Raw genomic sequence first — 10319 nt, 5'->3', positions numbered from 1 at the left:
GGTAGCGGCAGCATTGGGTGACGCGATACCCTATGGCCRTTTTTTCTTGGAGCGTTTCGCGCGTGGCTTTTTTACGACAGAAATCCCGTAGTCAGTGCTAAGTTTTTCGACAATGGCTTCGAAGAACGCGGCTTTCATGCGGGTATCCTCAAGTTCGGCTTCGAGTGCTTTTATCTTTTGTTCAGGGGTCAGTGTGGTGGGCTCAGTCATCAACTGTCCTCGCATTGATGTAGACGGTGTCCCTTGGGASCAATCCAGTTTTCCATGTTTGCGAAGCCAAACTAACACGGTGGAACAACCTKGAATACCGTACTTGTCTTGGGCCTGCTTATAGGTCAGCTCGCCTTTTTCAACTTGGTCGACAACGGCCAATTTAAAAGCGAGGGAATAATCACGTTGAGTTCGTTTAATTGTTGAAGTCATTACACTCTCCAAAATGAGTTTGAAAAGTGTCAACGCTATTTAGGACGGGTCAAACTTAATCATAAAAGCAACTTTTAAAAGTTGGTTTTTTGAGAGCTGGTTCTCTGGTGTGATGGGTTTATTGTGGTCGAAAAATCCTATCACGTGGTGCCTCTAGTTCTAATGTTCTTACATCGAGTTCAAGTTAAGTAAATTTTATCAGGAGAATATGAGTAAAGAACATCTACTTGAGTTGCTTTCATGTTAAGAAATGTTAATTTTACAAACAGGGTTCACAAGTATTACTCTGGTTTATCTTTATGATTTTATAGGGTTTAAATTAGTTTATTATTTTTTGGAACAAAAAGTAATAACCCGAAAGATTCATTTTTGTCTAAAAAAACACCTTTCGTAAAAAATTTCATTATTAACGCTTCTTTACACTAGTTTTTAGTCGCCTGAAATGTTGACACAGGTCAACATTTTGTGAAATGATGCCAGCGGGTCTATGCCTGTAAGGGCGTAGGAAAGGGAAGAAAAAACTAAGAATCACAAGAGAAAGACGAACTTACAGAAATTTTTTCGGCAAGTATTTATCCCTTGTCGTTATGTTGCTGGTAAGTTAAACCTTTTTATTCACTTCAAATTGGTTGGGAACTATGTCCAAGGTAAGCAATAGAACAAAAATCGCTACTGCACTTGTTGGCGTGCTGGCATTAGCGAGCAGCAACTTAGTAGTTGCAGATCCTCTTACCGACGTGCAGAAAGCGGATAGTATGATCCATGCTGATGCTGCTGCGTCGCAAAAGAACGTTGATAAGTATTTCGATCAAGCACAAGACATGCTTTTTGAGTATGGTTCTGTCGCAGATGAACGCGAATCACTGAAATCATATAACGATTACGTTGCAAGCTTAGTCGCTGATCAACAAAAGACAATGGATTCAGTGCAAGGTGACATCAATGGTGTTGATAAACTTCGCCAAGGTGTTGTGCCATTAATGTTTAAAATGGTTGAGTCATTAGAACAGTTTGTTCAATTAGATTTACCTTTCAATTCTGAAATACGTACTAATCGTGTTAATGAACTGAAAAAACTTCTTAATACTGCCGAAGTAACACTAGCAGAAAAATACCGTCTAATTCTTGATGCTTATAGTATTGAGCGTGAATACGGTAGTGCTGTTGCCGTTAACCAAGGTAAGTTAAACCTCGATGGTAAAGAAGTGTTGGTTGACTTCTTTAACTTAGGTCGTGTTGCTCTTTATGCACAGAGTTTAGATCAAAAGACTGGCTGGATGTACAACCCAGAATCTAAGGGTTGGGATAAGTTAGATGACAGCTATTTGCGTGAACTGACTAAAGGTATCCGCATTGCCCGTAAACAAGGCGCTCTAGATCTATTCGCGTTACCAATTCCTGCTGCGGAGACTGCACAATAATGAAGAAGTTAATTACTACAGCTGTGTTGGCTGCAAGTTTCTCTTTAACTGCTGGTATGGCGAGCGCTGCTGATGCGCCTAAGTCAATTGACCAATTATTGCAACAAGTTAAAGTTGAACGCGCTGCAGAAGGTAAAGTCAACAGCAAGCGTGAGCAAGAGTTCCAAGCAGAGCGTGGCGATAAGGCCGCTTTACTGCAAAAAGAAAAAAATGCGTTAGCTGCTGAAAAGCAACGTGGTAAAGATTTGAACCAAGCGTTCTTAGACAACGAGCGTAAAATTGCTCAGTTAGAAGAAGATCTAAAAACGGCTCAAGGTGACTTGGGTGAAATGTTTGGTGTAGTTAAAGGTGAAGCCGGTGATTTCGCTGGTAAACTGGCAAGCTCTAACATCAGTGCTCAATTCCCAAATCGCGATAAATTTATCGCTGATTTAGGTGCCCGTAAGCAATTGCCAAAAATTGAAGAGTTAGAACAATTTTGGCAAGAGCAGCTATTTGAAATGGCGCAATCTGGCAAAGTGGTTAAGTTTGAAGGTTCTGTTACCGAAATTGATGGTAACGTGAAAACGACGACTATTCATCGTATTGGTGCTTATAACTTAACGGCTGACGGTAAATACGTTGTATATAACCCTGAATTAGGTTTAATTCAGCAGTTATCTCAACAACCTGAAGGCTATCAAGTTAGCGCTGTTGCTAAATGGGAAGAAACGGCCTCTGGTACAGCACCTTTCTATATTGACCCTGCACGTGGCGTACTGTTAAACATCTTTACGAACAAAGCTAGTATGGAAGATCGTATCGAGTCAGGCGGTACCATTGGTTATATTATTCTGATATTACTTGCTATTGGTTTATTAATTGCGGTTGAGCGTTTCATTGTGCTGGCAGCTATCGGTGCAAAAGTTAAACGCCAAGCTAAGAATGTTGATAACCCAGGTAACAATGCACTTGGTCGTATCTTGAAGGTTTACCATGAAAACAAAGATGTTGATGTTGAAACATTAGAGTTGAAGCTGGATGAAGCTATTCTGAAAGAAACGCCTGCATTAGAAGCTCGAATTTCAATTTTGAAAGTCATTGCAGCTATCGGCCCAATGTTAGGTCTGCTAGGTACAGTAACTGGTATGATTGCGACCTTCCAAAGTATCCAACTGTTCGGTACTGGCGATCCTAAATTGATGGCGGGTGGTATCTCTATGGCTCTGGTTACTACAGTACAAGGTCTGGTTGCGGCTCTGCCACTGATGTTACTACATGCAATACTCGTTGCGCGTAGTAAATCAATCACCCAAATTTTGGAAGAGCAAAGTGCGGGCATTATTGCAGCACATGCTGAGAAGAGGGCTAACTAATGATGCTATACCTGATGGACATATGGGATTCCGTCAGGGGCTTCATGGCCGCTGGAGGAAACGTCCTTTGGTTGGTTGCGTTTGTATTGTTCTTCATGTGGGTATTGATGCTTGAGCGTTATTGGTATCTTAATTGGATATCACCAAAGCAACATAAAGCTATCATATCTGCGTGGGATGCTAGAGAGGAAACAACCTCTTGGTACGCACACCGTATCCGTGAAGCTTGGCTGTCCCAAGCGAAGCAAGATTTGAATGCACGTATGCTGATGATTAAAACCTTAGTAGCTATTTGTCCTATGATAGGTTTGTTAGGTACCGTAACCGGTATGATTTCAGTGTTTGATGTGATGGCAGTTCAGGGGACGAGTAATGCTCGTTTAATGGCGGCTGGTATTTCAATGGCGACTATGCCCACGATGGCGGGGATGGTTGCAGCATTATCGGGAGTATTCTTTAGTACTCGTCTGGATGTAAAAATGAAAATCAGTTTAGAAAAGCTAAAAGACAGCATGCCGCACCACTAGAGAGAGATTGAACATGGCACGTAAAAAGCATTCCAGTGTAGACGAGGAAGCGCAAATTGATATGACACCGATGCTCGACATCGTGTTTATCATGTTGATCTTCTTCATTGTAACAACGTCATTTGTGAAACCTTCTGGTTTGGATTATAACAAACCAAAAGCTTCGCAAGCGACTTCAAAACCTTCGGCTAACATCTTTATCGGCGTCAGTAAAACAGGCGTGATCATGATGGAAAACCGTCAGGTTGATATCGAACGTGTAACGGCAAACGTTGAGCGCATGCTGGCTGAAGCTCCTGAAGCTGCGGTATTGATTCAGGCTGATAAAGACGCAATGCACGGCTTAGTTGTTAAAGTTCTAGACCAAGTCAAAGCGGCTGGTATAGATAAAATTTCGGTATCTGCGGGGAACGATTAATATGCTAAGAGCACTAGTATCGATCATTATTGGTGCTGCTGTGACTTTTGGTCTGTTCGCTTTTATGGCGTTCTTGGTCGGTGGCGGCGCACAGCGCGGCGAAACATCGGCCGAGACCCCTGTAATTGAAATCACTATGGATAGACAGGATTCAAAAGCACAGAATAAGCCAAGGGTAGTGCCTAAGCCGCCGCCACCGCCAGAACAGCCACAGAAGCCTGAGGCAACGCCGCCAGAATCTTCGAGCAATATTGACACAGCAATGTCGTTCAATATGGGTGGTGTAGAAGCTGGTGGTCCAAGTACCGGTTTTAAATTAGGCAATATGATGACTCGCGATGGTGATGCTACACCTATCGTTCGTATCGAACCTCAGTATCCAATTGCTGCGGCGCGTGATGGTAAAGAAGGTTGGGTACAACTTCGTTTTACCATTAACGAACTCGGTGGTATTGACGACGTTGAAGTTATTCAAGCAGAACCAAAACGCTTATTTGATAAAGAAGCTATTCGTGCACTCAAGAAGTGGAAGTACAAGCCTAAGATTGTTGATGGCAAGCCATTGAAACAACCTGGTATGACAGTACAACTAGACTTCACCTTAGATAAAGGAGGCAACCAATAATGCGTAATGTTAATAAAATCGCAGTTCTATTATTGCTTTCTGTTTGTGGAGGTTCATTAACTCTTTCATCTGCAGTCGCAGAAGAAAAGTGTGCTATCGACAAACGTCAATCTAAAGCCGTGGGCGAAGGTGCAGCGAAGAAAGTTCAGAAGTCATTTGAAGCTTATACCAATGGTCAGGTCGATGAAGCTATTGCTATTTTGCTAGAGGCAAATGCCAAGAACGACTTCGATAAAGCCTATGTTGCACGTATGTTGGGTAACTTTTATGCCGAGAAAGGCAAAATGGATACCGCGATCAAGTACCTAAAACAAGCTGTTGAAGCTGATATTTTAGGTGGTACAGATCATGCTGCAACTATGCGTCTTTATGCTGATTTGCTATTACAAGAGAAAAAGTTTAAGGAAGCGATTCCTTACTATTACAAGTGGATGGAATTTACTTGTAAATCCGATTCTCAAATGTATCGCCGTATTGGTATTGCGCATTCAGAACTTAAGCAGTGGGATAAAGTGATTGAAGTGGCCGACAAAGGTCTTTCATTAGCAGAAGCTCCCGACAAAGGTCTGTATCAAATGAAACTGACAGCTTACTTCAATCAGAAGAAGTATAAGAAAGCTGTTGGCGTGTTAGAAGTCATGGTGCCTTTATTCCCGGATGATGGCAGATTGTGGGTTCAATTAGCACAGTTTTATTTGATGGTTGAAGACTATGACAAGTCTCTTGCAACTTACGATTTGGCTTATAGAAATGGTTTCTTGGATAGCGCGGGCAACATTACGCGTTTAGCGCAGTTAATGGCACAAAAAGGTGCTCCTTATCAAGCCGCTAAAATTTATCAGAAACATATGAAATCAGGCATGATCGCTGAGGACGCTAAGTCTTTAGAGATTTTGGCGGGTTTCTATCAAAATGCGAAAGAGTTTAAGCAAGCTGCTGAGTATTACGGTAAAGCTGCAGCCATCAGCAATGATGGCAAGACTTACTTGAAACAAGGTCGCTTATTAAACTTGAATGAACAATATACAGCTGCGATCCCTGTGCTTGAAAAAGCCATATCAATGGGTATTGAGCATCCTGGTGAAGCAAACTTTGAATTAGCTTTGGCTCATTTAAGTTTGAAACAGTATAAGTCGGCTTATAACCGTGCAGTGTTAGCTGCTAATGATAAGAAGACACAGAAGAGTGCAAATAGCTATATCTCTTATATTAAAGAGAAAGCTCGTATGCATAATATCACGCTGTAATCAGTTCGCCATTTAGCGTTTGAATCGAAAGCCCCGCAAGGGGCTTTTTCTTTGGTATCAATAAACCTATTTACTGTAATCGGATTAAAGCTTGGGATTGATCATGATTTTTTTCAAGCTGTTGTGAAAGTTGGCTGACATTACTGAAGAGTGACTCTATTTTACTTTCCTGTGTAGGTAGGCAAATACAGGCAGCCAGTTTATAGTCGATTGTCAGTTTATGATGTTTACCAAAATCTTGGTTAAAGTCAGATATTTGCTGTTCTATTCGCTTTAACACTACTTCCGTTCCCACCTCATCTATATTGAACAAACCCAACGCAAAGTGATTGTGATCTAGCCTAGCAATCATATCTGTTGCTCTTAATAGCGCTTCTTGCACTTGTTTAGTAAAGAATTCGAGTAAATGGGGTTGTTTGACGGTTTCATGAATGTGAGGGCACAGATACAATAGTGCCAAGCTTTGGTGGTCTCTCATGTGACGATGCCATTCTCGGTTGAATACTTCCATGAAATAGGTTTGGTTATAGACTCCAGTTTCAGGATCCCTGAAACCTGAGTTGCGGAACGAGTAGATCATAGATTAACTCCGATAGCAGACCTTGAACTAAGTATAGAAACAGTTCTGCAATAGCGGGCCAAAAAGGAGAAATATTAAAATGAAATTGGGTTTATTGGCAGGTTCGATAGCGTTAATCTTCACCCTTCAAGGTTGTTCTAAACCTGAAGTCTCTGCAGTTCAACAAAATAGCTCGGCTAATACGACAGCAGTGCAGGGCGAAACACAAACGGCAGAGCAGCGTTACTTAGCGCTTGTGGATGCTTATTTTAAAGATTACCTAAAGCTTGAGCCCATCTACGCCACTTTTGTCGGTGTTAATGACTATAACGCCGATTTCGGCGGGGATTTAACTGAGGATTACCTTAAGGCTCGTCATGATCTTAACACTCACTATTTAGCTCAGGTGCGTGCGATAGATCCAAAGCAACTGCCTGCGGATCTACAGTTGAGTTATGACCTGTTCGTCTATGACCGTGATATGGCGTTAGTGGACGAAACTTTCCCTTCACGCTTTATGCCGATAAGCCAGTTCTATAGCACTGTCATTACTATGGTGCAGCTGGGAAGTGGCGAAAGTGCACAACCTTTTAAGACTGTCCAAGATTATCGTAATTGGGAACAGAGAGTCGATGGTTTCATCAAGTGGGTCGCACTTGCTGAAAATCGTATGAATCAAGGTATTGAAAGTAAAGTGGTACTACCTCGAGTGTTGGTAGAGCGCATTATTCCTCAGTTAGATGCTATGTTAACGACGGATGCGACTCAGAGCATTTTTTACTCGCCAATCCAGCATTTTCCCGAAAGTTTTTCAGAGCAAGATAAAGCGGAATTGACCACCCGTTATCAAGCCATGATAGCCGAGCGTATCGTGCCAGCGTTAACGAACTTACGCGATTACTTTAAGCAAACCTATTTACCTAAATCGCGGGCGACTGATGGTTGGTCAGGTTTGCCTAACGGTAAAGCTTGGTATCAGCATCTGGCGAACTCACATACGACCACCACTATGTCTGTAGATGAAATTCATCAAATTGGTTTAGGTGAAGTGGCGCGCATTTTATCTGAGATGGATAAGGTGCGTGAACAGGTCGGTTTTAAGGGCGATTTGAAGGCTTTTTTTGCGTCTTTATCTTCAGAGCCGCAGTATTTCTATAGCGATCGCCAAGGCTTGATTGATGGCTATATGGTATTAAAAGATAAAATCAATCATGTATTGCCTAACTACTTTAATGTGATGCCAAAGGCTGATTATGTGGTTAAGCCGGTTGAAAGTTTTAGAGAACAATCGGCAGCGGGTGCCTCTTATGAAGCGCCTGCGGTGGATGGTAGCCGTCCAGGGGTGTTTTATATCAACACTTATAACCTCAAAGCACAGCCTAAGTGGGGGATGACGACCTTATCTTTGCACGAAGCCGCTCCTGGGCATCACTTCCAAATCGCGATCAAACAAGAGCTGACTGGTGTGCCTGAGTTCCAGCGTTTTAGCGGTTATACCGCTTTCGAGGAAGGTTGGGCACTTTATGCTGAATACTTAGGTATTGAGATGGGGCTATTTACCGATCCTTACCAGTATTTTGGTAAGCTTTCCGATGAAATGCTGCGTGCCATGCGCTTAGTGGTTGATACTGGCCTTCATTCTAAAGGTTGGAGTCGTGAACAGGCGATTCAGTACATGAAAGACAACTCGCCTATGGCTGAGAGTGACATAGTCGCTGAAGTGGAGCGCTACATGGCGATCCCTGGTCAAGCTCTGTCTTACAAGGTCGGTCAGTTGAAGATTTTGGCACTGCGTGCCCGCGCAGAAAAAGCCTTGGGTGATAAATTTGATCTTAAAGCGTTCCACGATCAAATCCTCACCTCAGGTTCATTACCCATGGCGGTCATGGAAAACAAGATCGATCGTTGGATTGCGTCGAAACAAGCTTAGCCGTGTAAGATGCCGTTAATTGACTTTGTTGTCAGTGACGGCATTTTAAGACTTTTTTATTCAACAGAAAGTTTTTATACTGTTGATTCCAAACCTGTTAAAACGAATGTTTTAGTGGGAACTCAATGATATTTGGGGCAAATGTCTCATGATCCTTACAGGAGTTTTACTATGGTCCAGGCAACAGCAAGACATTTGTTAGTCAGCAGTGAAGAGCAGTGTCAAGCGCTGAAACAGCAAATAATGGAAGGCGCAGATTTTGCTCAAATTGCTCGTGCGCACTCTTCTTGCCCATCAGGTGCCCAAGGCGGCGAATTGGGGTCATTTGGTCCTGGCATGATGGTCAGAGAGTTTGATGAAGTGGTTTTTAGTGCACCATTAAATGAAGTACAAGGCCCCGTGAAAACGCAATTTGGCTTTCATTTACTTGAAGTGACCAGTCGCGCGTAAGTTTTACCGCTTATCTAATACAGCTTGTTTGATACGGCAGCGTTTGCTGCCGTTTTGTTTTATATGCTCATCACGGAGTCACTATGCTGGAACTCTACACTGATAGATTGAAGCTCAGGAGCTTACAAGATAGTGATTGGGAACATTTTTATGCACTGCATAACGATCCTGAGATTAATCGTTTTGTACGCGTTCCAGAGTCGCAAGAGGTGATCCGCAGTAAGTTTCAGCAGCGTTCCGATACTTGGTTCTACGGTTCTGGCGATTGGCTGACCTTAGTGATTGAGACAGTTGATACTGGGCAGTTTATTGGTTTAACGGGCTTTTATTGTCAAAGTTTCGAGGAACAGCGTGCCGAAGTGGGTTATTTACTGGCGGCCGAGGGCCACGGTAAAGGTTATGCGACTGAGAGCTTAATGGCGGTCATTGATTGGGCCTGTTTAAGTTTCAATGTACATAAATTTGTTGGCCATTGTGCTAAAGATAATCACGCATCGGCAAGAGTACTCGAAAAGTGTGGCTTTCGGCTTGAAGGTTTACTCAGGCAGCAATTCAAAATAGGTGAAAACTGGCTCGATGAATCAGCCTTTGGCCTACTCGCCGATGAAAGACGTCTCTAGCCAAATTATCTTCAGCGAATTTTGTACTGTGCTGGTATAATGCCGCAGGTTTATTTTTAGAAGGCGTGTATTAAGTGGCGCAAATTAATCAATTGGCTTTGCATTCTGGCGAAGATTTCATTGAATTGTACAAAGTATTAAAAGTGCAAGGCATGAGCAATGCGGGTGGTGAAGCCAAACATTTTATCGACGAAGGTCAAGTCACTGTGAATGGTGAAGTTGAAACTCGTAAACGTAAAAAAATTATCGCGGGCGACATCGTCAGCTTTAATGGTGAATCAGTTCAAATCATTGCGGCAGAATAAGCCTGAAACAGTGGAGCAAGAAATGCAATTTCCAGATGATGACAATGGTAAAATGCTGGCCGCAATGGCTGAAGCGGGAATCGATTTAACTAAAGAGTTAGATGTTGATTTCTTTTTGGTTTTTGATGACCAACGCGATGCTGAAACTGCGTTAGAAGAATTAACAAATTCTGACTTGGAAGGCGAGCTTGAGCTGAATCTGAATGATGAGCTTGGTAAGTGGGAAATCATTGTTTGTCTCAATATGGTGCCTGAGTACGATACATTGGTTGAACAAGAAGTCATGCTAAATGATTTTGCTGCCGAATTCGGTGGCATGACCGACGGTTGGGGCGTAATGCAACATCAAGACGGTGACGATGAGTTTATGGACGATGATGACCATGTTCACGGTGAGCATTGCAATCACTAATTCTGATGCGCTTTAAGCCTTGAATCT

At 42.6% G+C, this 10319-nt stretch carries 12 protein-coding genes and 1 pseudogene; 11 read left to right on the top strand and 2 right to left on the bottom strand.

Translation table 11 applies throughout. The features are described from left to right. Positions 1-423, bottom strand: a pseudogene (locus tag L5L77_RS15725) (IS3 family transposase); the annotation flags it as partial. Positions 424-1061: 638 nt separating this feature from the next. On the opposite strand from L5L77_RS15725, the gene L5L77_RS15720 reads away from it, so the two are divergent. The 6 genes from L5L77_RS15720 to L5L77_RS15695 are packed head-to-tail and all read left to right on the top strand — an operon-like array spanning position 1062 to position 6016. Next, positions 1062-1844, top strand: coding sequence for a DUF3450 domain-containing protein (locus L5L77_RS15720; RefSeq protein ID WP_113938838.1), 783 nt, complete (start codon positions 1062-1064; stop codon positions 1842-1844). Beyond that, a complete protein-coding gene (locus L5L77_RS15715) occupies positions 1844-3199 on the top strand; it encodes a MotA/TolQ/ExbB proton channel family protein (protein ID WP_113938837.1) in 1356 nt (451 codons plus the stop codon). The genes L5L77_RS15720 and L5L77_RS15715 overlap by 1 nt, the downstream gene beginning before the upstream one ends. After that, positions 3199-3726, top strand: a complete 528-nt coding sequence (locus tag L5L77_RS15710; protein WP_113938836.1) for a MotA/TolQ/ExbB proton channel family protein — start codon at positions 3199-3201, stop codon at positions 3724-3726. The genes L5L77_RS15715 and L5L77_RS15710 overlap by 1 nt, the downstream gene beginning before the upstream one ends. Positions 3727-3739: 13 nt before the next feature. Next, positions 3740-4144, top strand: coding sequence for an ExbD/TolR family protein (locus tag L5L77_RS15705; protein ID WP_037428129.1), 405 nt, complete (start codon positions 3740-3742; stop codon positions 4142-4144). A 1-nt stretch (position 4145) separates the two neighbouring features. Then, positions 4146-4769: an energy transducer TonB gene (locus L5L77_RS15700; RefSeq protein WP_131524316.1), complete on the top strand. Its 624-nt coding sequence runs from the start codon at positions 4146-4148 to the stop codon at positions 4767-4769. Next, positions 4769-6016: a tetratricopeptide repeat protein gene (locus L5L77_RS15695; protein WP_263186251.1), complete on the top strand. Its 1248-nt coding sequence runs from the start codon at positions 4769-4771 to the stop codon at positions 6014-6016. The genes L5L77_RS15700 and L5L77_RS15695 overlap by 1 nt, the downstream gene beginning before the upstream one ends. Before the next feature lie 70 nt (positions 6017-6086). Here L5L77_RS15695 and L5L77_RS15690 read toward each other — a convergent pair whose 3' ends face one another. Continuing rightward, positions 6087-6596: a diguanylate cyclase domain-containing protein gene (locus tag L5L77_RS15690; protein ID WP_028760435.1), complete on the bottom strand. Its 510-nt coding sequence runs from the start codon at positions 6594-6596 to the stop codon at positions 6087-6089. Between the two features lie 79 nt (positions 6597-6675). Between L5L77_RS15690 and L5L77_RS15685 the strand changes: the two genes are divergently transcribed. The 5 genes from L5L77_RS15685 to L5L77_RS15665 all read left to right on the top strand — a co-directional run bounded on the left by L5L77_RS15685 (position 6676) and on the right by L5L77_RS15665 (position 10292). After that, on the top strand, positions 6676-8505 hold the full coding sequence (locus L5L77_RS15685) for a DUF885 domain-containing protein (RefSeq protein ID WP_263186252.1): 1830 nt from the start codon (positions 6676-6678) through the stop codon (positions 8503-8505). A 171-nt stretch (positions 8506-8676) separates the two neighbouring features. Beyond that, positions 8677-8955 (top strand): peptidylprolyl isomerase, encoded by a 279-nt coding sequence (locus tag L5L77_RS15680; protein ID WP_028760433.1) that lies wholly within the window; start codon positions 8677-8679, stop codon positions 8953-8955. Positions 8956-9038: 83 nt separating this feature from the next. Beyond that, on the top strand, positions 9039-9575 hold the full coding sequence (locus L5L77_RS15675; protein ID WP_212599899.1) for a GNAT family N-acetyltransferase: 537 nt from the start codon (positions 9039-9041) through the stop codon (positions 9573-9575). Between the two features lie 74 nt (positions 9576-9649). Then, a complete protein-coding gene (locus L5L77_RS15670) occupies positions 9650-9880 on the top strand; it encodes an RNA-binding S4 domain-containing protein (protein ID WP_028760431.1) in 231 nt (76 codons plus the stop codon). Positions 9881-9902: 22 nt separating this feature from the next. Continuing rightward, a complete protein-coding gene (locus L5L77_RS15665; RefSeq protein WP_113938831.1) occupies positions 9903-10292 on the top strand; it encodes a ribonuclease E inhibitor RraB in 390 nt (129 codons plus the stop codon). The last annotated feature ends 27 nt before the right edge of the window (positions 10293-10319 follow it).

Origin of the sequence: Shewanella sp. SM29 (genome assembly GCF_025654245.1) — a bacterium.
GTDB classification, from domain to species: Bacteria; Pseudomonadota; Gammaproteobacteria; order Enterobacterales; family Shewanellaceae; genus Shewanella; species Shewanella oncorhynchi.
Note: the sequence above shows the minus strand (reverse complement) of the source record. Positions and strands in the feature narration are given on the sequence as shown.

Bases quoted from the DNA above. Each gene is read 5' to 3' on its own strand.
- L5L77_RS15720 (WP_113938838.1), top strand. From the start codon at position 1,062: ATGTCCAAGGTAAGCAATAGAACAAAAATCGCTACTGCACTTGTTGGC.
- L5L77_RS15715 (WP_113938837.1), top strand. From the start codon at position 1,844: ATGAAGAAGTTAATTACTACAGCTGTGTTGGCTGCAAGTTTCTCTTTA.
- L5L77_RS15710 (WP_113938836.1), top strand. From the start codon at position 3,199: ATGATGCTATACCTGATGGACATATGGGATTCCGTCAGGGGCTTCATG.
- L5L77_RS15705 (WP_037428129.1), top strand. From the start codon at position 3,740: ATGGCACGTAAAAAGCATTCCAGTGTAGACGAGGAAGCGCAAATTGAT.
- L5L77_RS15700 (WP_131524316.1), top strand. From the start codon at position 4,146: ATGCTAAGAGCACTAGTATCGATCATTATTGGTGCTGCTGTGACTTTT.
- L5L77_RS15695 (WP_263186251.1), top strand. From the start codon at position 4,769: ATGCGTAATGTTAATAAAATCGCAGTTCTATTATTGCTTTCTGTTTGT.
- L5L77_RS15690 (WP_028760435.1), bottom strand. From the start codon at position 6,596: ATGATCTACTCGTTCCGCAACTCAGGTTTCAGGGATCCTGAAACTGGA.
- L5L77_RS15685 (WP_263186252.1), top strand. From the start codon at position 6,676: ATGAAATTGGGTTTATTGGCAGGTTCGATAGCGTTAATCTTCACCCTT.
- L5L77_RS15680 (WP_028760433.1), top strand. From the start codon at position 8,677: ATGGTCCAGGCAACAGCAAGACATTTGTTAGTCAGCAGTGAAGAGCAG.
- L5L77_RS15675 (WP_212599899.1), top strand. From the start codon at position 9,039: ATGCTGGAACTCTACACTGATAGATTGAAGCTCAGGAGCTTACAAGAT.
- L5L77_RS15665 (WP_113938831.1), top strand. From the start codon at position 9,903: ATGCAATTTCCAGATGATGACAATGGTAAAATGCTGGCCGCAATGGCT.